Annotated in this window: 24 protein-coding genes and 1 pseudogene; 11 read left to right on the forward strand and 14 right to left on the reverse strand. The window is 72.7% G+C overall.

Annotation, left to right across the window (positions count from 1 at the left end; translation table 11 throughout):
* Nucleotides 1-24: 24 nt before the first annotated feature.
* Both CRP52_RS32450 and CRP52_RS32455 read right to left on the reverse strand, forming a co-directional pair.
* On the reverse strand, nucleotides 25-597 hold the full coding sequence (locus CRP52_RS32450; RefSeq protein WP_097239647.1) for a PH domain-containing protein: 573 nt from the start codon (nucleotides 595-597) through the stop codon (nucleotides 25-27).
* A 52-nt stretch (nucleotides 598-649) separates the two neighbouring features.
* A complete protein-coding gene (locus CRP52_RS32455) occupies nucleotides 650-1,414 on the reverse strand; it encodes a hypothetical protein (RefSeq protein ID WP_097239648.1) in 765 nt (254 codons plus the stop codon).
* Nucleotides 1,415-1,695: 281 nt separating this feature from the next.
* Here CRP52_RS32455 and sph point away from each other — a divergent pair, with 281 nt between their 5' ends.
* Both sph and CRP52_RS32465 read left to right on the forward strand, forming a co-directional pair.
* Complete coding sequence (gene sph / locus CRP52_RS32460; protein WP_097239649.1) at nucleotides 1,696-2,673, forward strand: sphingomyelin phosphodiesterase; 978 nt, start codon at nucleotides 1,696-1,698, stop codon at nucleotides 2,671-2,673.
* Nucleotides 2,674-2,846: 173 nt separating this feature from the next.
* A complete protein-coding gene (locus CRP52_RS32465; protein WP_097239650.1) occupies nucleotides 2,847-3,686 on the forward strand; it encodes a thioesterase family protein in 840 nt (279 codons plus the stop codon).
* 58 nt (nucleotides 3,687-3,744) lie between these two features.
* Here the strand turns inward: CRP52_RS32465 and CRP52_RS32470 are convergent, their stop codons facing one another.
* The gene (locus tag CRP52_RS32470; RefSeq protein WP_097239651.1) at nucleotides 3,745-5,070 is read right to left on the reverse strand and encodes a radical SAM protein; all 1,326 of its coding nucleotides are present in this window, start codon (nucleotides 5,068-5,070) and stop codon (nucleotides 3,745-3,747) included.
* 98 nt (nucleotides 5,071-5,168) lie between these two features.
* Entirely contained in the window at nucleotides 5,169-5,381 is a 213-nt protein-coding gene (locus CRP52_RS32475) for a hypothetical protein (protein WP_097239652.1), read from the reverse strand.
* Between the two features lie 432 nt (nucleotides 5,382-5,813).
* On the opposite strand from CRP52_RS32475, the gene CRP52_RS32480 reads away from it, so the two are divergent.
* From CRP52_RS32480 to CRP52_RS32490, 3 genes and pseudogenes are all read left to right on the forward strand, one after another.
* Nucleotides 5,814-6,092: a hypothetical protein gene (locus CRP52_RS32480; RefSeq protein WP_097239653.1), complete on the forward strand. Its 279-nt coding sequence runs from the start codon at nucleotides 5,814-5,816 to the stop codon at nucleotides 6,090-6,092.
* Nucleotides 5,981-6,994, forward strand: a pseudogene (locus CRP52_RS32485) (family 2 encapsulin nanocompartment cargo protein terpene cyclase); the annotation flags it as partial. The gene CRP52_RS32480 and the pseudogene CRP52_RS32485, both read left to right, overlap by 112 nt.
* 69 nt (nucleotides 6,995-7,063) lie before the next feature.
* Complete coding sequence (locus CRP52_RS32490) at nucleotides 7,064-7,942, forward strand: geranyl diphosphate 2-C-methyltransferase (protein WP_097239654.1); 879 nt, start codon at nucleotides 7,064-7,066, stop codon at nucleotides 7,940-7,942.
* Between the two features lie 139 nt (nucleotides 7,943-8,081).
* Here the strand turns inward: CRP52_RS32490 and CRP52_RS32495 are convergent, their stop codons facing one another.
* A complete protein-coding gene (locus tag CRP52_RS32495) occupies nucleotides 8,082-8,726 on the reverse strand; it encodes a dihydrofolate reductase family protein (protein ID WP_097239655.1) in 645 nt (214 codons plus the stop codon).
* 274 nt (nucleotides 8,727-9,000) lie between these two features.
* On the opposite strand from CRP52_RS32495, the gene CRP52_RS32500 reads away from it, so the two are divergent.
* Complete coding sequence (locus tag CRP52_RS32500; RefSeq protein ID WP_097239656.1) at nucleotides 9,001-10,086, forward strand: phosphatidylinositol-specific phospholipase C domain-containing protein; 1,086 nt, start codon at nucleotides 9,001-9,003, stop codon at nucleotides 10,084-10,086.
* Between the two features lie 117 nt (nucleotides 10,087-10,203).
* On the opposite strand, the gene CRP52_RS32505 is transcribed toward CRP52_RS32500, so the two are convergent.
* The gene (locus CRP52_RS32505; protein ID WP_097239657.1) at nucleotides 10,204-11,805 is read right to left on the reverse strand and encodes an alpha/beta hydrolase; all 1,602 of its coding nucleotides are present in this window, start codon (nucleotides 11,803-11,805) and stop codon (nucleotides 10,204-10,206) included.
* A 148-nt stretch (nucleotides 11,806-11,953) separates the two neighbouring features.
* Between CRP52_RS32505 and CRP52_RS32510 the strand changes: the two genes are divergently transcribed.
* From CRP52_RS32510 to CRP52_RS32520, 3 genes are all read left to right on the forward strand, one after another.
* On the forward strand, nucleotides 11,954-13,306 hold the full coding sequence (locus tag CRP52_RS32510) for an MFS transporter (RefSeq protein ID WP_179853002.1): 1,353 nt from the start codon (nucleotides 11,954-11,956) through the stop codon (nucleotides 13,304-13,306).
* A gap of 120 nt (nucleotides 13,307-13,426) precedes the next feature.
* Nucleotides 13,427-14,254 carry an SAM-dependent methyltransferase gene (locus tag CRP52_RS32515; RefSeq protein WP_097240518.1) on the forward strand — a complete coding sequence of 276 codons (828 nt, stop codon included), beginning with the start codon at nucleotides 13,427-13,429 and terminating at the stop codon, nucleotides 14,252-14,254.
* 112 nt (nucleotides 14,255-14,366) lie between these two features.
* Nucleotides 14,367-16,013 carry a purple acid phosphatase family protein gene (locus tag CRP52_RS32520; protein WP_097239659.1) on the forward strand — a complete coding sequence of 549 codons (1,647 nt, stop codon included), beginning with the start codon at nucleotides 14,367-14,369 and terminating at the stop codon, nucleotides 16,011-16,013.
* A 37-nt stretch (nucleotides 16,014-16,050) separates the two neighbouring features.
* Here the strand turns inward: CRP52_RS32520 and CRP52_RS32525 are convergent, their stop codons facing one another.
* From CRP52_RS32525 to CRP52_RS32545, 5 genes are all read right to left on the reverse strand, one after another.
* Entirely contained in the window at nucleotides 16,051-17,538 is a 1,488-nt protein-coding gene (locus CRP52_RS32525; protein ID WP_097239660.1) for a cytochrome P450, read from the reverse strand.
* A 64-nt stretch (nucleotides 17,539-17,602) separates the two neighbouring features.
* Nucleotides 17,603-18,220, reverse strand: coding sequence for a GTP-binding protein (locus tag CRP52_RS32530; RefSeq protein ID WP_097239661.1), 618 nt, complete (start codon nucleotides 18,218-18,220; stop codon nucleotides 17,603-17,605).
* Nucleotides 18,201-18,563: a DUF742 domain-containing protein gene (locus CRP52_RS32535; protein ID WP_097239662.1), complete on the reverse strand. Its 363-nt coding sequence runs from the start codon at nucleotides 18,561-18,563 to the stop codon at nucleotides 18,201-18,203. Before CRP52_RS32535 ends, CRP52_RS32530 begins: the two co-directional genes overlap by 20 nt.
* Before the next feature lie 66 nt (nucleotides 18,564-18,629).
* Entirely contained in the window at nucleotides 18,630-19,016 is a 387-nt protein-coding gene (locus CRP52_RS32540) for a roadblock/LC7 domain-containing protein (protein WP_179853003.1), read from the reverse strand.
* 17 nt (nucleotides 19,017-19,033) lie between these two features.
* Nucleotides 19,034-20,707 (reverse strand): sensor histidine kinase, encoded by a 1,674-nt coding sequence (locus CRP52_RS32545; RefSeq protein ID WP_097239664.1) that lies wholly within the window; start codon nucleotides 20,705-20,707, stop codon nucleotides 19,034-19,036.
* A gap of 442 nt (nucleotides 20,708-21,149) precedes the next feature.
* Between CRP52_RS32545 and CRP52_RS32550 the strand changes: the two genes are divergently transcribed.
* Both CRP52_RS32550 and CRP52_RS32555 read left to right on the forward strand, forming a co-directional pair.
* Nucleotides 21,150-22,085, forward strand: a complete 936-nt coding sequence (locus tag CRP52_RS32550) for a class I SAM-dependent methyltransferase (RefSeq protein WP_097239665.1) — start codon at nucleotides 21,150-21,152, stop codon at nucleotides 22,083-22,085.
* Nucleotides 22,069-22,653: a GNAT family N-acetyltransferase gene (locus tag CRP52_RS32555; protein ID WP_097239666.1), complete on the forward strand. Its 585-nt coding sequence runs from the start codon at nucleotides 22,069-22,071 to the stop codon at nucleotides 22,651-22,653. The genes CRP52_RS32550 and CRP52_RS32555 overlap by 17 nt, the downstream gene beginning before the upstream one ends.
* A gap of 64 nt (nucleotides 22,654-22,717) precedes the next feature.
* Here the strand turns inward: CRP52_RS32555 and CRP52_RS32560 are convergent, their stop codons facing one another.
* From CRP52_RS32560 to CRP52_RS32570, 3 genes are all read right to left on the reverse strand, one after another.
* Nucleotides 22,718-23,743 (reverse strand): NADP-dependent oxidoreductase, encoded by a 1,026-nt coding sequence (locus CRP52_RS32560; protein ID WP_097239667.1) that lies wholly within the window; start codon nucleotides 23,741-23,743, stop codon nucleotides 22,718-22,720.
* 125 nt (nucleotides 23,744-23,868) lie between these two features.
* Nucleotides 23,869-24,909, reverse strand: a complete 1,041-nt coding sequence (locus tag CRP52_RS32565) for an LLM class flavin-dependent oxidoreductase (protein ID WP_097239668.1) — start codon at nucleotides 24,907-24,909, stop codon at nucleotides 23,869-23,871.
* Nucleotides 24,910-25,180: 271 nt separating this feature from the next.
* Nucleotides 25,181-25,570 (reverse strand): SCO5389 family protein, encoded by a 390-nt coding sequence (locus CRP52_RS32570; protein WP_097239669.1) that lies wholly within the window; start codon nucleotides 25,568-25,570, stop codon nucleotides 25,181-25,183.
* Between the last annotated feature and the right edge of the window lie 88 nt (nucleotides 25,571-25,658).

Below are 25,658 nucleotides of genomic sequence, written 5' to 3' on the forward strand. Positions count from 1 at the left end.
TGTCCGGCCGGCGCGCCGACCGCGCTACGGCCCCTGCAGGATGACGACGACGATGACCCCGGCGGACAGCACGAGCCCGAGGATCACACCGAACACCGTGGGCGTCACCCGGTCCCGCAGCTGCTTCCCCGGCCGGCTGCGCTGCGTCGGGTCCGTGCTGAACTCCCACCAGTTCACCAGCCGTTGGAAGTTCACGTCGAAGTCCACGGCCGGGTAGATCGCGCTGGTCTGGAGGCCGGGCAGCGAGCGGCGCCGCCCGCGGGTGAGATGGATCCGCGCCGCGTAGGAGGTCGAGCCGTTGCCCTTGGTCTCCCGCACGTCGACCCACCGGACCTCGTGCCACGGGTGGGTACGGCCGCGCCCGACACCCCAGTTGATGGTGATGCCGTCGGTGCCGACCCGGCTCCAGGAGCGCCAGCTGATGACGAAGAGCGGCACGCCGAGCGCCAAGGTCCCGAAGACCAGCCAGAACGTGCCCAGGGGGCCGAGCTTCCACGCACCGAGGCCGAGTTGGAGACCGAGCACCAGCAGCACCGGAATGAGGTTCGACCACGAGGGACGGAACAGGTCCTTCCCCCGGAAGATCAGTTCGTTCACACCGCGCACCCTACGCCTGCCTCCCCGGGCCCCGACAGGGGGTGTACGCGCTTCATACGGCGCCCCGGCCGCCTCCCCTGCCGCCCGCCCTGGCACCGACCCTGCCTTCCTGGTCGGCCTTCTGACCCGCGGTCGCGTTCGGCTCCCGGAGCGTGCGCCGGGCCGCGCCGAGAGTGAGCAGGCCCCACAGCGCGGCGAGTACGGCGACGACGTAGACGCCGCTGCCTCGGAAGGAGAGGTCCTCGTCCGTGGGGGCGGGCGGGGCCCAGCCCGCCGGGTCGACCAGTACGGTTTCGGTGGTGTCCTTGGCCCGGGCCGAGCAGCCGAAGCCGCCGACCTGGCCGTGCGGCAGCGGCTGCCCGTCGGCCCGGCGGATGTCGCAGGTCCAGCTCACCCTCCCGCTCTTGTCCCGGGAGCTGTGGGCCGCGGTGACCACCACCTCGGTCTCCACCCCGCGATGGGCGATGATCTGCGCGCGGAGGCTCGACACCGGCAGCACCAGCAGCAGCACCCCGAACAGGACGGCCGGCCAGATGACCCAGCCGCCGGGCCGGACGAGGCCCAGGCCGAGGAAGCCCGCGACGAACACCAGGAAGGCGAGGACGCCGCCGAGGACCGCGTAGTCCGGGTTGGTACCGAGCGCCGCCAGTCCGATCATCAGCACCGGAGTGAGCAGCCCGACCAGCCATGCCGTGCGGCGGACGGCCCGCGGCGACAGCTTCGGCTCGGGTCGTCTGCGGACCCGTTTCGGGGGCCGGACGACCCCCTCCGCGAGCGGTCGCTTCTGCTTCTTCTTCCCGTTCTTCTTCCCGGCCATGGATCCCCCGTTCGGTGCTGTCGCTTTCCGTGCCTGCGACAGTGTGACGGCGGGCCCGGACGGCTGGGAACCCGGGTGGCCCGGCCCCGGGCCGGCCGTGGATCCGGTGTGAAGCTGACGTGGAGTCACCGTCGACGTTACCCGCGAGTTCACCCGGTGCTCGTCCGAGGTCTTGCGGACCGTACGGACAAGCACATTGGATACGTACCATCCCGTCGTCCGGCGGGTCCACGTCACATCCCCGCTGTTCCCCGCTGTTCCCCCGACCCCACGGAGCCCAGATGTCGCTCTCGTCCGTCCGCCGTGCCCTCGCCGCCGGTGCCGCCGCCACCGTGATCGCCACGCTCGGCGCGGCCCCCGCCTCGGCCGAGACCGCACCAACGACCGCGCCCCCGCTCGACGTGCTCACCTACAACGTCTTCCTGATGAGCACCAACCTCTACCCCAACTGGGGCCAGCAGTACCGGGCGCAGGCCATCGCCGCGGCGGACTTCTTCCAGGGCCACGACGTGGTCGTCCTGGAGGAGGCCTTCGACAACGCGGCCTCCGACGCACTGGTCGCCAAGGCCTCGGCCGCCTACCCGTACCACACGCCCGTGGTCGGCCGGTCCACGAGCGGCTGGGACGCCACCTCCGGCAGCTACAGCTCCACCACCCCCGAGGACGGCGGGGTCACCCTGCTCAGCAAGTGGCCGATCCTGCACAAGGAGCAGTACGTCTACAAGGACGCCTGCGGCTCGGACTACTGGTCCAACAAGGGCTTCGCCTACGCGGTGCTGGACGTCGACGGCCGCCGCACCCACGTGGTCGGCACCCACCTGCAGTCCACCGACTCGGGCTGCTCCAGCGGCCAGGCGGCGGACATCCGGGCCAGGCAGCTCACTGCCATGCGCACCTTCCTGGACGGCAAGCGGATCCCCGCCGACGAGCCGATCGTCCTCGCCGGCGACCTCAACATCGACTCCCACGGCTCCGAGTACCAGGCCCTGCTGACCAACGGCAACCTCGCCCCGGCCTCCGCCCGCACCGGCTGGCCGTACTCCTTCGACACCGCCGACAACTCGGTCGCCGCCTACCGCTACCCGGGCGAGCCCAAGGAGGACCTCGACTACGTTCTCTACCGCGCCGACCACGCCCGCCCCCAGCAGTACACCAACCAGGTCGCCCGGGTGCACAGCACGCCCTGGACGGTGAGCAGTTGGGGCAAGAGCTACACCTACACCGACCTCTCCGACCACTACCCGCTCGTCGCGCACTGACAGCCCGCCGGCTGCCCGCGCGCTGTCCGAGGGCGCACCGGGTGTGGGATGCGTCACCGCCACGGCCGGGCGGCGGTTCGGCCCCTTACGATCCTGAACGCCGAGGTCGGGCGCCGTCGCAACCCGTCGGCGCCCCGCCCGGCGCACCACGATCGGCCCGAGGAGAAGCGCCCGTGACCACCCCCACCACCGCGCCCGAGAGCTACTACCAGCGCACCGGCGAGCACAGCTACAAGCCCACCCCGCACGCCCAGGGTGCCTGGCACCCCGACGAGCAGCACTTCAGCCCGCTGGCCGGCCTGATCGTCCACGCCATCGACTGCCACCGCGCCGACGGCCACCGCGCCGACTCCCAGGGGGCCGACCGCCGACAGACCGGCGACAGCCTGGCGCTGGCCCGGATCAGCTTCGACATACTCGGCCTGATCGCCCTGGAGGAGTTCGAGATCACGGTGGAGACCGTCCGGCCCGGGCGCACCATCGAGCTGGTCGAGGCCACCGTGGTGATCGGGGAGCGCGCCGTCGTCCGGGCCCGCGCGTGGTTCCTCGCAGAGCTCGACACCGCCGCCGTCGCCGGGACGCACGACGAACCGATCCCGGCCCCCGAGGAGTTCGAGCCCTGGGCGATGAGCGAGCTGTGGGGCGGCGGTTACATCGCCTCGATCGACGTCCGCCGCCGCGAGCGCGCCCCCGGCCGGGCCGCCGCCTGGATCTCCACCCCGGTCGGGCTGGTCGCCGGCGAGCCCAGCAGCCCGCAGGCCTCCTTCGTCGCCCTGGTGGACACCGCCAACGGCATCGCCGTCCGGCAGAGCCCCACCGCGTGGATGTTCCCCAACACCGACCTGACGATCCACCTCTTCCGCCGCCCCGAGGGCCGCTGGACCGGCCTGGACACCAGGGTCAGCTTCGGCCCGGCCGGCCACGGCGTCACCAGCACCGTCCTGCACGACGAGCACGGGCCGATCGGCCGCGCCGAGCAGATCCTCACCGTCCGCCCGCAGCCAGTCGGTTGACCGGTCCGGGGATCGGGGCCGCCGCCGGTCGCGGTGGCGGCCCCGATCCCCGGTAGCGTCAGGCGGGCAGCGAGTCCATGAAGGAGCTGACCGAGAAGACCGCCTTCCCCGGGCCCGCCGGGCCGTAGCCGGGCGGGGAGGAGAGGCCGAACTCCTCCAGGGTGGCGCGGTAGGTCTGCAGCAGCCGGATGTGGTACTCCAGCGGCGCGCCCTGCGGGTTGGCCCTGCCCAGCGGGGTGGTCGGCTCGGGGCACCAGGTGGTGAAGCGCGGGACCACGCCGTGGGACATGAAGAAGCGCAGTCCCTCCTCGGTGGAGGCGATCGCCTCGTCCACCGTGGCGAAGCCGAAGGGCTCGGCCATCTCCACGCCCGCGACGAAGTTGGGGATCACTTTCTCGGGGCCGAACACCTCGGTGGAGTCCAGGATCCGGCGGTGCCACTCGTCGCGGCCGACGTAGCGCTCCTTGCCGGGGCAGTACAGCTCGAAGAGCCGCTTGTCCCACACCTCGAAGTTGGGGTGGTAGATCCGCACGCCGTAGTCGTGGAAACGCTGGACGTCCTCACGTGGCAGCGCCTGCGCCACCACCTTGCCGATCCAGCGGCCGGGGAAGCGCTCCTCGATGGCCTTGGCGTACTGCCCGTAGAAGTCGGCCTCGTCCCGGCCGCCGACGTGCGAGGTGATCGCGCCGCCGGTGAGGGTGTACGCCCGGGAGGCCCGGGCGGTGTCGTGCTCGTCGATCAGCGCCAGCGCCTCCAGCACCTCCTCCACCGGCTTGACCCCGGTGTACGGGCGGCCGGCGGCCTTGTGCTGACGCCAGTTGTGGTTGATGTCGCAGTACTGGCACTCCTCCTTGGCGCCGAAGTACTGGCAGACCCGGAACACCGTGAGGTAGATCAGGTATCCCCACTGGATGGTCGGGGCGACCTCCATCACCGACTTCCCGTTGGCCAGCGTGTGCCGGTAGTAGTCCGGCATCGGCGGCAGGCCGACATCGGCGATCCGCGTGCCGTCCAGGTAGAGGCCCAGCGTGCCGTCCTCCCCGGCACCGACCCGGTACGGCGAGTCCGGGTTGACCCGCACCGACACCACCGTGCGGCGCAGCCCGTACGGCCCGCCGGTCAGTACGACCTCCTCCGGCGGCCGGTTGAGCGCGGCAGCGCCCAGCTCGGGCAGGGTGCGGTGGTCGAAGGAGAAGATGAAGTACGACTTCGGTTTGACCTCGCCGCCCCCGTCGGCGCCGGCGCTGCCGCTGAGCGCGGACTCGTCGAAGGCCATCCCGCCGCGCAGCAGGTCCTCCTTGATCACCGCCTCCCGCGGCACGTCGGGATAGCGCTCCATGAGCTGCTCGACCAGTGCGGTGCGGCTGCGGGCCTGGCTCTCCATGCGCTGCTCTTCCTTCCTGGCCCCGATCCTCGCTCGGCGCCGCGCCCCATTCTTCTCCTCCTTACGTCCGTGGTCGGGACCGGCGGCGCGCTGGAAGATCACCCCGTCCATCCTGTGGGCGTGGCGTCGGGGTGCGTCCACGCGGCGAAGAGCGCGAAGTCCATCGCGCTGAACCGCTGCTCGTCCCAGACGGGTTCGAGCATTCCCATCGCGCGGACCCGGAGCAGGCTGTGTGCCCGCGCCGTCTCCGGACGGGGGTCGAGGCGGGCCGGCCACGGAAGGGAGAAGTCCGGCATCGAGATCGCTGCCACTGCGCGCTCCCTTCGAACGGGGCGAAGGTGTGACCAACACGTGGCAGCCGGCCGCCGGTTGAGCTCTTTTGTCTTCGAACAGTCGCTGCCACGACCGGCCCAACGCGGGTGGCGGGTGCGGGACACGGGCAATGGTCGCCAGGTTGACGCGGCAGGCGGGCAGACCGATGCATGACAGGGGCTCGCCCGGGCGCCCTCAGCATGAACGTTCACCCTATCGGGTTAAGAAGATCGTCCGTTGCGTTCCGGAACGCGGCTTCGCGCCTACGGTGGGGAACCGAGCGAGACGGGGCCCGCGTTCGGAGATCCCCTTCGTGGCAGACGGGATGACGACCCGTCATATCTTGCGATCCTTATCAGAGGAGGCTTCATGCCCCTGCGCGGCAGAGCGGACACGCCGCTCGACCATGCGCCCGCCGCGGTGGTGAGCGCGTGAACACCACCGCCCTGGACCGGATCCTGCGCGGGCCCAGCGGACTCGGCACCTCGGGCCTGCACTTCACGCCCCGGACCGAGGTGCCCGAGGCGCCCGCCCCCGAGCCGGCCGTCCAGGCGCAGCCGAACGTCCCGGCCGTGCCGACCGTGCCGGTACAGCCGGAGGCCTCCGCGCCGCCGAGCGGCGGCAAGCCCAAGGCCGGCGACCCGATCCCGGCCTCTACCACCACCCGATCGCCGAGCCCGACCCGGCCCGGGTGGAGGCCCTCAGCCTGAAGATCAAGGCCTGGGCGATCGACGAGATCGAGCTCTACCCGCCGGAGTGGGAGAAGGACTTCGACGGCTTCTCCACCGGGCGCTACATGGTGGCCTGCCATCCCGACGCGCCCAGCGTCGACCACCTGATGCTCGCGGCCCGCCTGATGGTGGCGGAGAACGCGGTGGACGACTGCTACTGCGAGGACCTCGGCGGCTCGCCCGTCGGTCTGGGCAGCCGCCTGCTGCTCGCGCACACCGCGCTGGACGCGCTGCACACCACGCCGGAGTACCACCCGGCCTGGCAGGCCTCGCTCGCCGCGGACGCGCCCCGGCGCGCCTACCACTCGGCGATGGAGTACTTCGTCCGCGCCTCGACGCCCTCCCAGGCGGACCGCTTCCGGCACGACATGGCGCGGTTGCACATGGGGTACCTGGCCGAGGCCGCCTGGGCGGAGACGGACCACATCCCGGAGGTGTGGGAGTACCTGGCGATGCGCCAGTTCAACAACTTCCGCCCCTGCCCGACGATCACCGACACCGTCGGCGGCTACGAGCTGCCCGCCGAGCTGCACGCGCTGCCCGCGATGCAACGGGTGATCGCGCTGGCCGGCAACGCCACCACGATCGTCAACGACCTGTACTCGTACACCAAGGAGCTGTCCAGCCCCGGGGTGCACCTGAACCTGCCAGTGGTGATCTCCGAGCGCGAGGGCGTTTCGCGCAAGGAGGGCTACCTGAAGGCCGTCGAGGTCCACAACGAGCTGATGCACGCCTTCGAGGCCGAGGCGGCCGCGCTGGCCGTCGCCTGTCCGGTGCCGACCCTCGTCCGGTTCCTGCGCGGGGTGTCCGCGTGGCTCGACGGCAACCACTACTGGCACCAGACCAACACCTTCCGTTACACCCTGCCCGACTTCTGGTGACGATCCGTCCCGGCAGTCGTTTTTTGCTCGCCAACTGACCACCATGCGTGAGAATTCTGGAGCAGATCCATGTCCGTGACCGACGACATCACCACCGCCGGCAAGTCCATCCCCGGCCCGGCGACTCCCTACCAGGGCGACATCGCACGCTACTGGGACCACGAGGCTCGCCCGGTCAACCTTCGCCTGGGCGACGTCGACGGCCTCTACCACCACCACTACGGCATCGGCGAGATCGACCAGGCCGCGATCGGCGACCCGACCGACAGCGAGCGGGAGAAGAAGGTGATCGCCGAGCTGCACCGCCTGGAGTCCGCCCAGGCCGACGTGCTGCTCGACCACCTCGGCGACATCCCGGCCGACGGCCTCCTGGTCGACGCCGGCTGCGGCCGCGGCGGCTCGATGGTGATGGCCCACCAGCGCTTCGGTTGCCGGGTGGAGGGCGTGACCCTCTCCACCCAGCAGGCCGACTTCGGCAACAAGCGCGCCGCCGAGCTCGGCATCGGCGACTCCGTCCGCTCCCGGGTCGCCAACATGCTGGACATGCCCTTCGAGACCGGCTCGGTCGCGGGCTCCTGGAACAACGAGTCCAGCATGTACGTCGACCTGCACGACCTGTTCGCCGAGCACTCCCGGGTGCTGAGCGTCGGCGGCCGGTACGTCACCATCACCGGCTGCTGGAACCCGCGTTACGGGCAGCCCTCGAAGTGGGTCTCGCAGATCAACGCCCACTTCGAGTGCAACATCCACTCCCGCCGCGAGTACCTGCGGGCGATGGCCGACAACCGCCTGGTCCCGCAGGCCGTCATCGACCTGACCCCGGACACCCTGCCCTACTGGGAGCTGCGCGCCACCACCTCGCTGGTGACCGGCATCGAGGAGGCGTTCATCAACTCCTACAAGGACGGCTCGTTCCAGTACGTGCTGATCGCGGCCGACCGGGTCTGATCGGCGCAGCCCCGCTCCGGCGGCTCCTGCTCCGGCCGGCCCTGCTCCAGCCGGCCCCTGATCCGGCCGGAACGCCGAACGGCGACCTCCCTGCAGCTCGCAGGGAGGCCGCCGTTCGGCTTTCGTGCGACCCGGCCCGCTACCGCCGGGTGAAGGTGAGGTGGGTGACCCCGCTCGGGGAGGCCACCGCCTCGGTGGTGAAGCGCTGCTCCAGCCCTTCGAGGCCCGCCCAGAGCGGTTCGCCCCGGCCGAGCACGATCGGCACCACGACCACGTGCAGGTGGTCGATCAGGTCGGCCTCCAGGAAGGCGCGGACGGTGCGCGGGCCGCCGCCGATCCGCACGTCCTTGCCGCCGGCCGCCTCCCGGGCCTGGCGCAGCGCCTCCTCGGGCGTCGCGTCGATGAAGTGGAAGGTCGTGCCGCCGTCCATCTCCAGGCTCGGGCGCGGGTGGTGGGTGAGCACGAACACCGGGGTGTGGAACGGCGGGTTGGGGCCCCACCAGCCCTGCCACTCCTCGTCCTGCCAGGGGCCGCGCTGCGGGCCGAACTTGTTGCGGCCCATGATCTCGGCGCCGATGCCGTCGCCCCAGGTGCGGGCCATCGCGTCGTCCACGCCGGTGGCGCCGCCCTCCTGGCCCTGCAGCTGCCGGAACGTCCGGGTGTCGAAGAACCAGCGGTGCAGGTGGTCGGCGGCATGGCCGAACGGCGAGTCGAGGCTCTGCCCCTCGCCCGTGCCGTAGCCGTCGAGGGAGATCGAGAAATTGTGGACCCGGACCAGGGACATCGGCTTCCTCCGTGTCGCTCGGCGCCTCGGTGCGGACGGACCGCACCCTGTTCGCGCGCCCACGCTATCCCGTGACATCCCGTCACCACCGTTGGTGGGCGCAAGTGGCGGAAGCAGCGCAGGTGACGGAAGGGGAGGGGTGCGGGGGAGAAGCAGCTCAGCCGTCACGCTATTGTCGTGCCTTCTTCACACGAAGCACGCCCTGGTCGGCGATGCTTCGCCAGGTCGCCCGGAAGAGGGCGCCCTGGCACGTTCCGAACCTCGGGGGTTCCCAATGACCGCACGCCGTACCCTGTCCGGATTCCTCGCCGCCGGCCTGCTCGCCGGCGCCGCCGCGCTGCTGGCCACCGTCCCCGCGGACGCCGCACCGGCGGGCGCCACCGCGAGCGGCACGGGCGACCTGCCGTTCGGCTCGGCCACCACCGTCGGCCTGCACAACACCTACGACCCGGCCGCCTTCCCGTACCTGGCCCAGGGGTTGGACACCGGCACCGGGATGATCGAGCTGGACCTCTGGCCGAACATCGTGACCAAGGAGTGGAAGGTCAGCCACTCCAACCCGCTCGGCAACAGCAACAACTGCACCGCCGCGACCACGCCCTCCCAGCTGTACAGCGGCGGCACCAACAAGAACCTGGAGAACTGCCTGGACGACGTGCGGGTCTGGCTCGCCGCGCACCCGGCCGCCGGGCCGCTGGTGATCAAGCTGGAGCTGAAGCCGGGCTTCTCCGCCAACCTCGGGATGGGCCCGGACCAGCTGGACGCGCTGATAGCCCAGCACCTCGGCTCCGCCGTGCTGCGCCCGGCCGACCTGCTGGCCAAGCCCGGCGGCGGCTCCTACGCCACCCTGGACGAGGCCGTGCGGGCGGGCAACTGGCCGAGCCGTTCGGCGCTGGCCGGGAAGGTTCTGCTGTACGCGATCCCGGGCACCGTCGAGCTGAGCAACCCCTTCGACACCCTGCACACCGACGTCGAGTACGGCCGCCACCTGCGCGACCTCGCGGCGGCGGGCCGGATCGGCCAGGCCCAGGTCTTCCCGTCGGTGCTCGGCGCCACGGCGGGCGACCCGCGGGCCCAGTACACCGGCGCGGACACCTCGATCCGCCCGTGGTTCGTGGTCTTCGACGGCGACGCCGCGACCTACGTCAACGGCATCGACACCGCGTGGTACGACGCCGCGCACTACCTGCTGGTGATGACGGACGCCCAGAACGTCGCGCCGCAGATCAGCGGCACCGACCCGACGGCCGACCAGGCCCGGGCCCGCGTCGAGCAGCTGGCCAAGGCGCACGCCGGCATCGTCTCCAGCGACTGGCGCAAGCTGCCGGACGTGCAGTCCCTGGTCCTGCCGCGCGGCTGACCCCGGACACCGGACGCACAGCGGTCCCGTGCGCCCGGCCGGCGGGCCGGGCGCACGGGACCGTTCGCCAGGGCCTGTCCGGCGGCTCTTGCCGGGCAGGCCCTGGCACGCCGCGGGTCAGTCCGTCGGGCAGTGCGTCCCCGCCGTCGGCACGGTTCCGTCCACCAGGAAGGCGTCGACCGAGGCGCGGATGCACGTGCTCGCGCCGTACGCGGTGTGGCCCTCGCCGTCGCGGGTGAGCAGGACGGCGTTGCCCAGCTCGGCGGTGAGCTTCTCGGACCACGCGTACGGGGTGGCCGGGTCGCCGGTGCTGCCGACGACCACGATGGGCGCGGCGGCGGCCGACGTGATGACGTGCGGCTTCTCGGTGGCGCGGAACGGCCAGATCCGGCAGTCCGGGTCGAACAGCGCCGCGAGCGGGTCGTGCTTGCTGACCAGCGGGGCCTTGGCGGCGAGGTCGGTCAGTGCGGCCTGCAGCTGCTCGCCGGCCGGGGCGTCGGTGGCGCCGTCGGCGCAGTGGATGGCGGTGTAGGCGTCCGCGGAGGGCGCGTAACGGCCGTCCTTGTCACGGCCGTTGTAGCCGTCGGCGATGGCGAGCAGGTCGTCGCCCTTGCCGCGCACCATGGCCCAGCCGAGGGAGTTGCGCAGGCTGCTCCAGGCCTTCTCGCCGCCGTAGAGCCGGCTGATGACGCCGGTCCAGGCCGCGCTGGAGGTGAGGGTGCGGCCCTGGGTGGTCTTCAGCGGCTTGTCCTTGAGCCCGTCGAGGAAGTCGGCGAGCTTCTGCGGGGCGGCGCCGGCGTCGGTGCCGAGCGGGCACGGGTCCTTGGTGACGCAGTCGGCGGCGAAGGCCTTCAGGGCCCGCTCGAAGCCGGCCTGCTGCTCGATGTTGTGCTGCACCAGGGGCGTGGAGGGCGAGGTGGCGCCGTCCAGGACGAGCCGCCCGACCCGGTCCGGGAACTCCTCGGCGTAGAGCGAGCCGAGGTAGGTGCCGTAGGACATGCCGAGGTAGCTGAGCTTCTGGTCGCCGAGGGCGGCGCGCAGCACGTCCATGTCCCGGGCGGTGTTGCGGGTGCTGACGAAGGGCAGTACCTGGGCGTACTTGGCCTGGCAGGCGTCGGCGAGCTGCTTGCCGTGGTCGGCGCCGGGCGCGTCGGTGTCGAGCCAGTCGTCCCTGGCCTGGTCGTCGAGGCACTTGAGCGGGCTGGTGCCGGCCACGCCGCGCGGGTCGAAGCCGACGAGGTCGTAGCGGTCGTGCAGCGGGCCGTCGAAGCGTTTCGGGCCGTACGTGACCATCTGGACGCCGGAGCCGCCCGGGCCGCCGGGGTTGAGCAGCAGCGAGCCGATCCGCTGGTCGGGCTGGGTGGCGGGGTTGCGCACCACGGCGACGTCCAGGGTGCCGGTGGCCGGCGCGGTGTAGTCCAGCGGGACCTTGAGGGTGGCGCACTGCAGGGCCGAGGTGTCCGCGTCGTTCTGCGGGTCCTTCGGGCAGGCCGCCCAGGCGAGTTGCTGGCCGTAGAAGGCCTTGAGGGCCGGGTCGGCGGCGCCGGTGGGCTTGGCGGTCGGGGTGGGCGTCGGGGTCGCGCTCGGCGTGGCGGCGGTGGCGGCGGTCGTGGACGCGGCCTTGTCGCTGCTCCCGCCGGTGCAGCCGGCCAGCAGGGCGGCGGCGGTGAGGGCCGCGACGGCGGCGGGCAGGGCGCGCCGCGAGGAGTGGGTGATCATGGAATGCACCGCACACAAATATCACCAGGTGGTCACATCAGTCACATTGGTATTCCCGGGAGTTGGGCCGGGCCGGGCCGGCCGGTGCCGTCGGCCGAAGCCGGGCCGACCGATTCCGCCGCGCCCCGAACGGTGCCATGCTGGGGCCATGACAGAAAGCAGTGCGGTCACCCCGCTCCGTGACAGCCCGGAAACCGGCGGCCGGCGCAGGGAGTTGGCGGCGGCCACGGTGGGCTCGGTGGTCGAGTCCTTCGACTGGAACATCTACGCCGTCCTCGCGCCCTACTTCGCCGCGGACCTCTTCGGCCACGGCAAGCACGGCATCAGCGGGGTCCTCGGCGCCTACGTCACCTTCGCGGTGGGCTTCGTGGCCCGGCCGGTCGGCTCGTACCTGATCGGCCGGCTCAGCGACACCCGGGGGCGGCGTTTCGCCCTGAGCCTCGGCATGGCGGTGATCGCCGCCGCCAGCCTGGGCATCGCCGCCGTCCCCGGCCAGCGCGCGATCGGCGTCTGGGCGGCCGTCCTGGCCGTCCTCGCCCGGGTGGTGCAGGGGCTCGCCTTCGGCGGGGAGGCGCCGAGCGTGGCCGCGTACGTGACCGAGACCGCCCCGCCCCGGCACCGCTTCGCCTTCAGCTCCGTCTCCTACGGCGGGATCATCCTCGGCTCGCTGCTCTCCTTCGGGGTGCTCACCCTGCTCATCCACACCATCGGCAAGTCCGGCCTGGAGAACGGTGGTTGGCGCTGGGGCTTCATGGTGGCCGCACTGCTCGGACTGGCTGCCGTCTGGGTGCGCCGGTGGGCGCCGGAGAGTGCCGAATTCCACCGCGCCCGGGCCCGGACGGCGACGGCGGCCCGCCCGCCCTTCCTGCGGATGCTCCGCGAACACCGCTGGGCGGTGCTGACCGTCTTCCTCAACACCCTGGGCGGGACGGTCGGTTACTACTTCGCGCTGGTCTACCTGCCGCAGTACGCCGCCGCCTACCACGTGATCGACAAGGAGCAGGCGGCCTCCTTCATGACCGTGGTGCTCGGCGTGGTGCTGGCCACCATGCTGCTCACCGGCGCCGCCGCCGACCGCTTCGGCCTGCTGCCCGTCGCCCGGCTGGGGTTCGCCCTGCCGATCCCGCTGGTCGGGCTGCTGCTCGCCGGGCTGCGCCAGGGCTGGCTGCCGTTCCAGGTCGTCGCCGTCCTGCTCGGGATGCTGGTGGCGACGGTGCTCGGCACGCTCAACGTCTTCACCGGGCTGCTGTTCCCGACCGAGGTGCGGGCGGTCGGGCTCGGGGTGGTCAACGCGGCCACCATCGCCGCGTTCGGCGGCACCTTCCCGTTGCTCGCCGAGTGGCTGAGCGGCCGGCACTGGCTCGGCGTGATCCCCGGGTACGTCACCCTCTGCACCCTGGGCCCCGCCCTCGGCCTGCTGACGGCCGTCAAGGTGCCCTCCTTCGCCACCGCCGTCCGGGAGGCGCAGACCGGCGCCCGCCGTTCACCGGGAACCGCCTGACGGATGATCATCGGCTGTGGTTGAGTGGTCCGGACAGACCGCCGAACGGGGAGGGGCGAGCGCGTGGACACCAATGCGCCGGACGAGGACGTACCGGAGTTCAATGCCGCGGACAGCTGGCTGACGGACGTCGGATTCGAGGAGCCGCCGCAGGTCGACCTGCGCACCGACCGGGCGCACTCCGCCCGCGTCTACGACTACCTGCTCGGCGGGAAGACGAACTTTCCGGCGGACCGCGAGGTCGGCGACCGCGTCCTCGCCGACCTGCCCGGCGCCCGCGCGGGTGCCACCGCCGCCCGCGCGGTGATGCACCGGATGGTCCGCCGGCTCGCCGAGGTGCACGGCATCCGCCAGTTCCTGGACGTCGGCACCGGAATTCCCACCGCGCCCAATCTGCACGAGATCGTCCAGTCCGTCGACCCCGCGTGCCGCGTGGTGTACGTGGACAACGACCCGATCGTGCTCGCCCACTCGCGCGCACTGCTCTCCAGCACCCCCGAGGGCCGCACCGCCTACGTTCAGGGCGACCTGCGCGAGCCCGAACAGTTCCTGGCCGACCCGGCGGTCGCCGCCACCCTGGACCTGAACGAGCCGGTCGCGCTGACGCTGATCAACATCGTCCACTTCCTCTCCGACGAGGCCGCGCACCCGCCCGTCCGCAAGCTGTTGGACGCCCTGCCCGTCGGCAGCTTCCTGGCGCTGACCGCCGGCACCGCCGACACCTCGCCCGACCGGGCCGCGATCGGCACCCGCCGCTACGCCGAGGCGGGGATCGAGGTGCACGTCCGCTCGCACGCGGGCGTCGAGCGCTTCTTCGCCGGGCTGGAACTGGAGGAGCCGGGCGTGGTCCTGATCAACCGCTGGCACCCGGAGCTCGGGGACGCCGCGACCCCGATCCTGGCCGACGAGGAGGTCTCGGTGTACGGGGGGCTGGCCCGCAAGCTTTAAGGGGTGTCTCGCCGTCTCCTTGCGGCCGGATTCGTCGAAACGATCGTCTTTACGCGTACATGTCATTAAAGTGACTGCCCGTCGAACCCCCCACTCGACAGGCGGAGCTTCCATGACCATTGCACGCAGGTCCATCCTCAAGGGCACCTCGGCGGCCGGAGCCGCCGCCCTGGTGGCAGCAGGCTCGACGGCGGCCGCGCAACCCGCGGCCGCCGGACCGGCCGACGACGCCCCCACCAGCCCGCTGTTACTGACCACCCCGCACCGCGCCGGAACGGCCGGAGTGACCGGCCTGCACCTGCAGTTCGGCACCGACGCCGGCACCGAGATGACCGTCTCCTGGCTCACCCCGCAGTCCGTCCGCCGCCCCCAGGTGCGCTACGGCTCACCGGACGGCGGCCTCGGCCGGGTCGTCCAGGCCGAGACCCGCACCTACCGGGACTCGCTCGACAAGGTCGAGGTGTACGTCCACCACGCCCGCCTCACCGGCCTGCGCCCCGGCACCACCTACCTCTACAGCGCCGGCCACGACGGCGCGACCCCCGAGACGGGCACCTTCACCACCGCGCCGCGCGGCCGGGCCCCGTTCACCTTCACCAGCTTCGGCGACCAGGCCGCCCCCAACCTGCGGCGCCTGGTCAACTTCCCCGACGGCATGCCCTCGCCGCTCGGCAAGTACCCGGTGTACATGAGCAGCCAGGTCGGCACCTCGGCCAGCGCCGACATCGTCGCCGCCGTCGAACGCGTCGGGCCGCTGTTCAACCTCGTCAACGGCGACCTCTGCTACTCCTCCTACGCCGGCCGGCACGGCCAGAGCCGCACCGCGACCTGGGCCGACTGGTTCATCAGCAACAGCCGCTCCACCCGGCTGCGCCCCTGGATGCCCTGCGTCGGCAACCACGAGAACGAGGGCGGCAACGGCCCGATCGGCGCCCTCGGCTACCAGGCCTACTTCTCCCTTCCCGACTCCTCGGCCTCCTCCGACGAGGAGACCCGGGGCATGTGGTACGCCTTCACCGTCGGCTCGGTGCGCTTCATCAGCCTCGCCAACGACGACGTGGCCATCCAGAACTCCGGCGACCGCTACCTGCGCGGCTACTCCGGCGGCGCCCAACAGCGCTGGCTGGAACGCGAGCTGCGCGCCGCCCGGGGCAGCCGGGCGATCGACTGGATCGTGGTCTGCATGCACCACCCGATGATCTCCAGCTCCATGCACGGCGCCGGCAGCGACCTCGGCATCCGCGAGACCTGGGGCGAGCTGTTCGACGCCTACGGGGTCGACCTGGTGGTCTGCGGCCACGAGCACTACTACGAGCGCTCCCACCCCGTCCGCGGCACCCTGCCCAACGACACCCGCACCCCGGTGCCGACCGACACCCGCAAGGACATGGTCGACACCGGGCGGGGCACCGTCCACATGATCATCGGCGCGGGCGGCAACGCCGCCACCACTCAGGACGACCTCTTCCCGCAGCCCAAGGGCCGAGTGGTCGTCGGCCTGGAGGACCCCAAGCCGGGCGCGCCCTACCGGGAGTCGGTCTGGCTCACCGAGGACGCGCCGTGGGCGGCCGTCCAGGACCGCGAACACGCCCACGGCTTCGCCGCCTTCGAGGTCGACCCCGGCGACCGGCGCGGCGGCACCACCACCATGAAGGTCACCTACTACACCTTCGACGGGCCGCACGGCGACCTCACCCCGGTGGACACCTTCACCCTGTACCGGCGCCGCACCGACGGGCGGGACGGGCGCGACGGCTGACGCCGCCGGCGCCCCCGGGGCCCTGGACGCGGACCGCTCAGCGCCGGAAGACGCCGGCCAGCACGGTCCACCAGCGGCGCCGCTGCGCCGGGACGGTCGGGGCTCCGGCCCCCTCCGTCCCGGCGGCGGCCCCGGCCGCCTCGATCCGGGCGGCCAGCGCGGTGTCCGCCGCCCGCTGCGCCTCTGCCGCCAGCTGGGCCGCCCGCTCCGCCTCGGCGACCGACACCGGGTCCGGGTCGATGTCGCGCGGGGTGAACTCCACCGGCAGCGCCGTCAGGTGGCGCGAGATCCAGGACGAGGTCCAGACCAGTTCCTCCTCCTCCACCGCGAGCCGCACGTCCGGCAGCAGGGTGAGCAGGATGTCGATGGCGGCCTCGGCGACGTGCCGCCCGATGTCCTGGCCCGGGCACTCGTGCGGCCCGGCGCCGAAGGACAGGTGGGAGCGGTTGCCGTACAGCGGGGCGGTCGGGTCGGGCCGCACCACCGGGTCGAGGTTGCCGGCCGCGAGCCCGAGCAGCAGCAGGTCCCCGGCCTTGATCTGCTGGCCGCCGAGCTCGGTGTCGGCCGTCGCCCAGCGGCCGGCCACCAGCGACATCGGCGGGGAGTCCCAGAGCACCTGGTCCAGCGCCTCGCCCAGGGTCATCTGGCCGCCGGACAGGTGGGCGCGGAAGCGCGGGTCGGTGAGCACCATCTTCAGCGAGTCGGCGATCAGGTTGACGGTGGTCTCGTTGGCGGCGAGCAGCACCACCCGCAGGTGCTCCATCACCTCGTCGTCGGTCAGCCCGGCCGGGTGCGCCAGCAGGTGGCTGGTCAGGTCGTCGCCGGGGTCCTCGCGCTTGATGGCGATGGTCCGGCGCAGACCGGCCACCACGTACTCGTTGCTGGCGATCGCCGTCTCGGTGCCCTTCATCAGGTCCCGGGCGGCGTCCACCAGTTGGGGCCCGTACTCGTCGGGCATGCCGAGCAGCTTGGTCATCACCAGCATCGGCAGGTGCTCGGCGAACTGGGTGATCAGCTCGGCGCGGCCGGTCGGCCCGACGACCTGGACGAGGTCGGTGGTGAACCGCCGGACGTGGCGGCGGATGCCGCGCCGGTCGAAGCGGTTCAGGCCGTCCAGCACGGCCCCGCGCAGCCGGCGGTGCTCCTCGCCGTCCGCGAAGACGCAGATCGGCTGCCAGGCGATCACCGGCATCAGCGGGGAGTCGACCGGGAGTTCGCCGGTGCGGAAGGCCGTCCACAGACGGGAGTCCCGGGAGAACAGCGAGGGGGCGCGCATCGCGGTGATGTTGGCGCCGTGGCCGAGGATCAGCCAGGCCCGGTGGTCGCCGTGCAGCAGGACGGGGGCGACCTCGCCGTACTCGGCGCGCAGCTTCTCGTAGAGGCCCGCCGGGTCCGCGTCGGCGTCCGGACCGTAGAGGCGCCGCAGGCCGCCGGGGCCGATCGGGCCGATCGGTTCGGGGCCTCGGCCGTGGGCCGGGCAGCCGGGCGGCGGGGTGGGGGCGGCGTCGGGGAACGGGGTGGTCACAGGGGCTCCGGTCAAGGGGAGGGGGACGGTTTCGGGCTGGCGAATGTGGGTGGTCGGCGGGGCGTCAGCCGACCCGCGGGGCGGCGAGTTCGTACAGGTAGTGCATCAGCGTCATCAGGGTGTCCCGGCTGGACTCGCGGCTGCGCGCGTCGCAGGTGACGATCGGCACCTCGGGCGGCAGGTCGAGCGCGCTGCGCAGCTCGACGACCGGGACGGCCGGCGCCTCCGGGAAGCCGTTGACGGCCACCACGAAGGGCACGCCGCGCTCCTCCAGCCGCCCGATCACCTCGAAGCTGACCTCCAGCCGACGGGTGTCCACCAGCACCACCGCGCCCAGGGCGCCCTCGAACAGGCCGTTCCAGAGGAACCAGAACCGCTCCTGCCCGGGCGTGCCGAAGACGTACAGCACGAGCCGGTCGTTGATGCTGATCCGGCCGAAGTCCATGGCCACGGTGGTGGAGGTCTTCGCCTCGACCCCGGTCGGGTCGTCCACGCCGACCCCGGCCTGGGTCATGGTCTCCTCGGTGGTCAGCGGGCGGATCTCGCTGACCGAGCCGACCAGCGTCGTCTTGCCGACGCCGAACCCGCCCACGATCACCACCTTGACCGCCGTGGTCACGGAGTCCGGCAGCAGGTCCGCGCCGTCCGGGCCGACCACCGTGTCAGAGTCGCTGAAGTCCATGGATCACCGCCTCCAACAGGGCACGGTCGGGGAGTTCCGCCGTGGGCACGGCGGCTTCGCGGGCCTCGATCAGCCCGTCGTCGAGCAGGTCCGCCAGCAGCACGGTGACCACGCTCGTGGGCAGCTCCAGGTAGGCGGAGACCTCCGCCACCGAGAGCGGGGAGCGGCACAGCCGCAGGATCGCCGCGTGCTCCGGCTGCAGGGCGGGGGTCGGCTCGCCGCGGGAGACGATCAGGGTGACCAGGTCGAAGACCCCCGGCCCGGACGGCCCGCTGCGGCCGCGGGTGATCACGTACAGGCGGTCGGGCTCGGGGCCGTCCCAGCCGCCCTGGTCTGCCGTCATGCAAGCGCCTCACTGTGCTCGTTCATGTGCCCGCCCTGCCGTCGAGGCATCGGGCCGGGGGCCGGTTCACGCGACCACCTCGGGGTTGCGCGGCGGCGTCGACAGGTGCTCGCCGATCCGGGCGACCAGGTCGCGCATCTGGTGGCTGACCAGACCGGCGTCCACGCCCTCGTCGGCGAGCACCGCAAGGTAGGCGCGGTCCCCGGCCGTCATCAGGTAGAAGTAGCCGCCGTCCACCTCGATCACCACCAGCCGCATCGCGCCGTTGCCGTGCGGGAACTCGTGCCCGACGGCGGCGGCCAGGCTCTGCAGTCCGGCGCAGGCCGCGGCCAGGCGGTCGGCGGTGTCCGGGTCGGCCCCGTACTGGGCGATCCGCAGGCCGTCGGCGGACAGCACGATGATGTGGCGTACGTACGGGACGCTGTCCGCGAGGTCGTTGAGGATCCAGTCCATGTTGCTGCGGTGCGGAATCACTGCTCGCCCTTCCCTGCGGTCTCTTCACTGGTGGGTCCGGTCGGACCCGTGGCCGGGCCGCTGCCGCCGGCGGACGTCCCGGTGCCCTTGTAGCCGTCCATGAACGCCTCCAGCCACAGGCCCGGCTGCTTCGGCTCCTTGGCCGGGCGGGCCGGTTGCGCCGGTTGCGGCGGGTACGCCGGTTGGTCCGGGTGCGCCGTCGAGCCCGCCACCGGCCCCGAGGCCGGCCCCGCGGCGGGCCCGGCGGGCTGCGCGGTGCCGCGTGCCGGTGTGCCGAAGGAACGGCCCATCGGCACGTGGCGGCGGCGCTGCGGCAGGCCGTTGGCCGTCCGCTCGGTGACGATCACCTCGTCGTCCCCGCCCGCGGCGACGGAGGACCCCCACGGGTTGGTCGAGCCGTACGACGGCCCGACCCCGGCCGAGGTCGTCCGGGCGCCCCACGGCCGTGCCGCGTGCCGGGCCGAGTTCGCCGGGAGCGGGCGCGGGCCGGAGAAGGCGCCGATGCCGTGCGCCCGGCCGGTCGGGGGAGCGGTGGTGAGCAGTTCCTGCGGTACGACCAGCACTGCGCGCACCCCGCCGTACGCGGAGCGGCGCAGCGAGACCTGGAAGCCGTACGCCTGGCAGAGCCGGCCGACGATGGCGAAGCCCAGCCGGGGGGACTCGGTCAGGTCGTCGAAGTCCTTGGAGACCATGGCCTCGCGCATCGCGCGCTCGGCGCGGGCGGTGGCCTCGTCGGTGAGGCCGAGGCCACCGTCCTCGATCTCGATCGCGACCCCGCTCTGCACCTCGGAGGCGCTCAGGTGCACGTGGGTGTGCGGCGGGGAGTACCGGGTGGCGTTGTCGAGCAGTTCGGCGACGGCGTGGATCAGCGGTTCGACGGCCGGGCCGGTGACCGAGATCTGGGTCACCGGGTGCAGGTCGACCCGCTGGTACTCCAGGATCCGGGACATGCCGCCGCGCAGCACGCTGTAGAGCGCGATCGGCCGGTTCCACTGGCGGCCGGGGCGGGCGCCGGACAGGACGGCGATACTGTCGGCCAGGCGGCCGGTCAGCGCGTTGCCGTGGTCCAGGCGCAGCAGGTCGTCGAAGACCGCCGGGTCGTTGCCGTGCCGGTCCTCCATCTCCCGCAGGTCCTTGGCCTGCCGGTGGATGATGGCCTGGACCCGGCGGGAGATGTTGACGAAGGCGCGCTCGGCGGAGTCGCGCCGGCTGACCTCGTCGTCGACGGCGGTGGCGATGCCGCGGGTGACGGCCACCAGGGACTTGCGGAACCGCGGGGAGACGGGCGCGTCCTCCTGCCGGATCGGCTGCAGCAGGATGTCCATCGAGTACCCGTACCGGGCACCGGCGACCACCCTGCGCAGCTCGACCTTGGCCAGCCGGTCGAGTTCGTCCTCCTGTCCGGCCAGCCGGCGCTCCAGGTCCTCCACCTTCCGGGTGTGGTGCTCGCGCAGCTCGCCCAGCGCACGCCCCCGGCGCGCCGACTCGGCGGCCACCACCGCCACCAGCACGGTGCCCGTCGCCCCGCACCACAGCACCCCGGCCCGGGCCCCGGCGGACACCACCGCCGCGGCGACCGCCACCGCCGTCGCCATCACGGCGGTCGGCAGCAGCCAGCCGAGCAGGGGCGTGGGGCGCCGTCTGGCGCGTGACGATCCAGCTCGAAGCATTCAGCAATCCTCAAACGATCGGAACAGTAGGGGGACGGACGGCGACCGGCTCCGGAGGCGTGGTGCTGCAGCATAGCCAAGTTCAGGACATTCCTGACCGAGACTCAAAAATACTGTCGCTCAACCGACTTGTGGCGACCTGCCGGACATGACCGACATCTCGCACACCAGTCCCGCTCGCGGCGGTCCGCCGTCCGGCACCAGGCTTCTCGCCCCGCCGCCCCCGCACCGCCAACCCGGCCAGGATTCGCTCATGCTAAGGGTTTCCGCCCCAAGTCCCCGCGTTCCGCCGGGAGTTCGTGCTAAGGCGGGTGTGCTCGGTCAAGGGGTGGCTCGATGATCACCCGTGCGGGGGATGGGGTGAGGTGGTGGGCAACATTTGTTGCCTGCAGAAGCAGCGACAGTTGACGGGGCGCTGCGACTGCCCCTATGGTGCGGGGCCATGGAGACGAACGATCTTGGTCGGCGGGTGGCGGCGGAGGTGGCCGGTGCCGGCGGCATCGCGGGGCTTCGTCGGCTGTCGGAGGTGGTCGCGGCGCTGGAGGAGCGGCGGACGGAGCTGGTCGAGGAGCTGCGGCGCGGGCAGGAGGCCACCTGGGAGGAGATCGGGCAGGCCTGCGGGATGACCCGGCAGGGGGCGACCCGGCGGTGGGCGGAGCGGCTGCGGGCGCGGTCCTTCGGCGTCGCCGCCGCCTCCTACCAGCACGGGCGGCCGGGCTACCCCCAGGCGCTGATCGGCTCGGCGGTTCCCAGGCAGGCCCGCAAGGTGCTCGATCTGGGCGCCGGGACGGGCAAGTTGACCCGGCTGCTGGTCGACGCGGGCCTGGAGGTGGTGGCGGTCGAGCCCGACGCGGGCATGCGCGCCCAGCTGGCCGCGACGGTGCCCAAGGCGGCCGTACGGGCCGGCTCGGCGGAGCACATCCCGCTGCCGGACGGGAGCGTGGACGCGGTCGTGGTGGCACAGGCCTGGCACTGGTTCGACCCGGCGCTCGCCGTCCCCGAGATCGCCCGGGTCCTCGCTCCCGGCGGAACCCTCGCCCTGGTGTGGAACGTCCGGGACGAATCCGAGCCCTGGGCCGCCGAACTGGGCGCACTGATGCACCGGTCGACCCGGCAGCGGATCGACACCGAGCCCGTGCTCCCGGCCCCCTTCGGCCCGCCCGAGCGGCTGGAGATCCGCTGGGAGCACGAGACCACCCGGGCCGGGATCATCGACATGGTCGCCTCCCGCAGCTACGTCATCGCCCTGCCGGAAGCCGAACGCGCCCGCCTGCTGGCCGACGTCGAGCAGCTGCTCGCCACCCACCCGGACCTCGCGGGCCGGGACGCCATCGCCCTGCCGTACCTGACGAGGTGCACCCGTGTCCGCCTCGGCTGAGCACATCACCGCCCGGGCGACCGTCACCATCCGCCCGCTGGGCCGTGCGGACGCCGAACCGTACCGGGCCTTCCGACTGGAGGCGCTGCGCGAGACGCCCACCGCCTTCACCTCCGGTCATGCCGAGGAGCGCGCCAAGCCGTTGGCGGCGACGCTCGCCCGCCTGGCCGAGGCCGAGCAGGGGCCGGGCGCCCTGCTCGGGGCCTTCGACGACACCGGCGCCCTGGTCGGCACCGCCGGGCTGAAGGTGTCCCGGCGCAGCCAGGAGCGGCACAAGGGCACGCTGTACGGCATGGCGGTGGCCCGCGCCGCCGGCGGGCGGGGGATCGGCCGCGCGCTGGTGCGGGAGGTGCTGCGGACGGCCGCCGAGGACGGGCGGCTGCGGCAGGTGCTGCTGACCGTCTCGGAGGGCAACGAGGCGGCGCTGCGGCTCTACACCGCCTGCGGCTTCGAGGCCTGGGGCCGGGAGCCGAGGGCCGTCCTGGTGGACGGACTGGCCGTCGCGAAGCTGCACATGGTGCGGCTGCTCGACGCGGAGCCCCAGCCGGCGCCGGCCGATCGACCCTGACACGTGTCGTGCCGCACCGGTGCGCGGGCACCCTGCCCCGCGCACCGGGCCCGGAGGGCGTCGGTCAGCCCAGGCGGAGCACCAGCTTGCCGGTGTTCTCGCCGCGGAACAGCATCTGCAGGGTCTCCGGGAAGTCGTCCACCGTGCCCTCCACGACCTGTTCCTTGACCTTGATCCGGCCGTCGCCGATCCAGCCCGCGATCTCGGCGGCGGCCTCCGCGTAGCGGCGGGCGTAGTCGAAGACCACGAAGCCCTCCATCCGGGCTCGCCGCACCAGCAGGGACAGGTAGTTGGACGGGCCCTGGACGGCGCTCTCGTTGTTGTACTGGCTGATCGCGCCGCAGATCACCACCCGGGCGTGCATGGCGAGTCGGGTCAGTGCGGCGTCCAGGATCGGGCCGCCGACGTTGTCGAAGTAGACGTCGATGCCGTCCGGGGCGTGGGTGCGCAGCGCCTTGCGGACGTCCTCGGCGCGGTAGTCGATGGCGGCGTCGAAGCCCAGGTCCTCGGTGAGCAGCGCGCACTTCTCGGGGCCGCCGGCGATGCCGACCACCCGGCAGCCCTTCACCTTGGCGATCTGGCCGACGATGCTGCCGACCGCTCCGGCGGCGCCGGAGACGACCACGGTCTCGCCCTCCTTGAGCGCCCCGACGTCGAGCAGTCCGAAGTAGGCCGTCATGCCGGGCATCCCGAGGGCGCCGAGGTAGGTGGACAGCGGCGCGAGCGCGGGGTCGACCACGAGTGCGCCCTTGCCGTCCGACACCGCGTACTCCTGCACGCCGAAGGCCCCGACGACGTGGTCGCCGACGCGGAACTTCGGGTGGTTCGAGGCGATGACCTCCACCACCGAGCCGGCCCGCATCACCTCGCCCAGCCCCACCGGCGGCAGGTAGGACGGCCGGTCGTCCAGCCATCCGCGCATCGCCGGGTCCAGGGAGACGTACCGCGTCCGCCCCAGGAACTCCCCGTCCCCGGGCACCCCGACCGGCTCGCCGGTGTGCGTCCAGTCCTCCGCCCGCACCTCCCCGACCGGCCGGCGGGCGAGGCGGACCTGGCGGTTGGCTCCGGTGTCTGCGGTGTCTGCGGTCATGACGTCTCCTGGGGGCGCGTTCGGCTCGGTTCGGGAACCCGACGCGCCCGATTCTAAGCAAGCGCTTATTCATCTGACCAGGGGATGCTCCGGAGCCGGTCGCAGGTGCCCGGTGGGCCGACCGGTCAGCCCACGCCGGGCGTCGGGGCGGGGCGCCAGCCGAGGGCCGGGCCCAGGCGGGTCGCGAGGTCGGTGAGGATCTGCACGTAGTCCCGGTGCTCGAAACTGAACGGCAGGGCGAAGGCGACCTCGTCGACCTCCCGGTAGCCGGCGTGGGCGTGCAGCCGCTCGACCAGCTCCTCGGTCGTGCCGACCAGGTCGGGAGCGAACAGCAGTCGGGCCGGGCCCTGCGGGGAGCGGGTGCGCGGGGTACGGGCGAGGGCGTACGCCTCGTACTTGGCGCGCTGCTCGGGGGTGGCGGTGTCGGTGGGGATGACCACCAGGCCCTGGGAGACCCGGGCGCGCTCGCCGTCGGGGTGGCGCTCGCGGAAGGCGTGGATGAGGCCGGCCTGGATCGCGGCGAAGTCGAGCGGGCCGTCCTGCTCCGCCTTGACCACGCTGCTGGTGAGCAGGTTGAGGCCCTGCTCCCCGGCCCAGCGGGCGGAGCGCAGGCTGCCGGCTCCGTACCAGAGCCGGGAGGCCAGGCCGGGGGAGTGCGGCTGGACCCGGCGGGAGTACACCTCGATGCCCTCGGTACCGGCGAAGTCGGAGGCGTCCTCACCGCGGACGAGGGCCAGCAGCCGTTCGGCGCGGCGGGGGCTGAAGTCCTCGTGGTCGGCGGTGTCCGGGTACAGCGCGCCGCGCACGTTCTCGTAGTGGACGGGCGGGCCGACGCTGAAACCGGGGTTGAGCCGGCCGCCGGACAGGACGTCCACGGTGGCCAGGTCCTCGGCGAGCCGCAGCGGGTTCTCCCAGCCGAGCGGGGTGACGGCGGTGCCGAGCTCGATGCGGCTGGTGCGCTGGGTGGCGGCGGCGAGCACGGCGACGGGGGAGGAGATCCCGAACTGGAGGTGGCGGTGGCGCAGCCAGGCGCTGTCGAAGCCGAGCTGTTCGCCGAGGGTGATGAGGTCGAGGGTGGATTCGTGGCCCGGGCGCGGGTCCGTCTCGTCGAAGAGCCCGATGGTCAGGAAGCCGAGCTTCCGCAGCGGGCGGGGTTCCGTCGACATGGTGGGCGGCTCCGCGGGGTGTGAGGCGGGTGTGAGGCAGGGGCGAGGCGGGGGGCGGGCCGGCCCCGGAGGGCCGGGCGGCGTGCTGCCTCCCGACCGTAGGCGGCGCCCGCCCGCCCGGACAAGATCGGCGGGCGATCCGGACACCGGCCCGCAACGGCGCGCAACACGGCGCCACGTACGGAGGGGTCAGCGCCGGGGTGCGTACCCTCGCGCGGACCCCCTGTACGGCCTCGGTACGGCCTCGGTCAAGGCCGTCGTACGGTCCTCGTCAGCAGCTGCGCAGCTCCGGGCTCTGGTTGCGGATCTGGTTGTGCAGCGAGGTGAACTCGCGGTACGCCTCGCTGTCCTCGGCGCCGGGGCGGAAGGCGGCGACGCGGTGGCAGTTGACGAAGGCGAGCTTCACGCCGAAGTGGTCCTCCAGGCTGCCCCGGATGGCGTTGCTGGCCAGCGCGCGCAGCAGCTGGGCGCGCTCGTCGTCGCTGGGCGTGGTGTTGTCGGTGGTGAACTCCTCGTCGCCGGCCGCGAGTTCGGTGCTGAGGCCGGCGACGACCTGGTAGGCGTAGGGGAGCGAGGTGCGGACGGTGTCGAGGAAGTCGGCCTGGTCGACGCGGCCCTCCCGGGCCTGGGCGAGGAGGGCGGGGGAGACGTCGAGCGACATGGGGTCCTCTTTCGGGGGTGCGTGGGCTTCGGTGGGCGGCCGTCGGCGCAGCCGCCACTGCATGGTTATCGAAGATGAAAACCATTGC

Origin of the sequence: Streptomyces sp. 1331.2 (assembly GCF_900199205.1) — a bacterium.
Classification (GTDB): domain Bacteria; phylum Actinomycetota; class Actinomycetes; order Streptomycetales; family Streptomycetaceae; genus Kitasatospora.

Coding starts and splice junctions, on each gene's coding strand:
- CRP52_RS32505 (WP_097239657.1), bottom strand. CDS start 11,805: ATGATCACCCACTCCTCGCGGCGCGCCCTGCCCGCCGCCGTCGCGGCC.
- CRP52_RS32490 (WP_097239654.1), top strand. CDS start 7,064: ATGTCCGTGACCGACGACATCACCACCGCCGGCAAGTCCATCCCCGGC.
- CRP52_RS32570 (WP_097239669.1), bottom strand. CDS start 25,570: ATGTCGCTCGACGTCTCCCCCGCCCTCCTCGCCCAGGCCCGGGAGGGC.
- CRP52_RS32540 (WP_179853003.1), bottom strand. CDS start 19,016: ATGGACTGGATCCTCAACGACCTCGCGGACAGCGTCCCGTACGTACGC.
- CRP52_RS32530 (WP_097239661.1), bottom strand. CDS start 18,220: ATGGACTTCAGCGACTCTGACACGGTGGTCGGCCCGGACGGCGCGGAC.
- CRP52_RS32510 (WP_179853002.1), top strand. CDS start 11,954: ATGACAGAAAGCAGTGCGGTCACCCCGCTCCGTGACAGCCCGGAAACC.
- CRP52_RS32535 (WP_097239662.1), bottom strand. CDS start 18,563: ATGACGGCAGACCAGGGCGGCTGGGACGGCCCCGAGCCCGACCGCCTG.
- CRP52_RS32455 (WP_097239648.1), bottom strand. CDS start 1,414: ATGGCCGGGAAGAAGAACGGGAAGAAGAAGCAGAAGCGACCGCTCGCG.
- CRP52_RS32520 (WP_097239659.1), top strand. CDS start 14,367: ATGACCATTGCACGCAGGTCCATCCTCAAGGGCACCTCGGCGGCCGGA.
- CRP52_RS32500 (WP_097239656.1), top strand. CDS start 9,001: ATGACCGCACGCCGTACCCTGTCCGGATTCCTCGCCGCCGGCCTGCTC.
- CRP52_RS32550 (WP_097239665.1), top strand. CDS start 21,150: ATGGAGACGAACGATCTTGGTCGGCGGGTGGCGGCGGAGGTGGCCGGT.
- CRP52_RS32565 (WP_097239668.1), bottom strand. CDS start 24,909: ATGTCGACGGAACCCCGCCCGCTGCGGAAGCTCGGCTTCCTGACCATC.
- CRP52_RS32560 (WP_097239667.1), bottom strand. CDS start 23,743: ATGACCGCAGACACCGCAGACACCGGAGCCAACCGCCAGGTCCGCCTC.
- CRP52_RS32495 (WP_097239655.1), bottom strand. CDS start 8,726: ATGTCCCTGGTCCGGGTCCACAATTTCTCGATCTCCCTCGACGGCTAC.
- CRP52_RS32470 (WP_097239651.1), bottom strand. CDS start 5,070: ATGGAGAGCCAGGCCCGCAGCCGCACCGCACTGGTCGAGCAGCTCATG.
- sph (WP_097239649.1), top strand. CDS start 1,696: ATGTCGCTCTCGTCCGTCCGCCGTGCCCTCGCCGCCGGTGCCGCCGCC.
- CRP52_RS32545 (WP_097239664.1), bottom strand. CDS start 20,707: ATGCTTCGAGCTGGATCGTCACGCGCCAGACGGCGCCCCACGCCCCTG.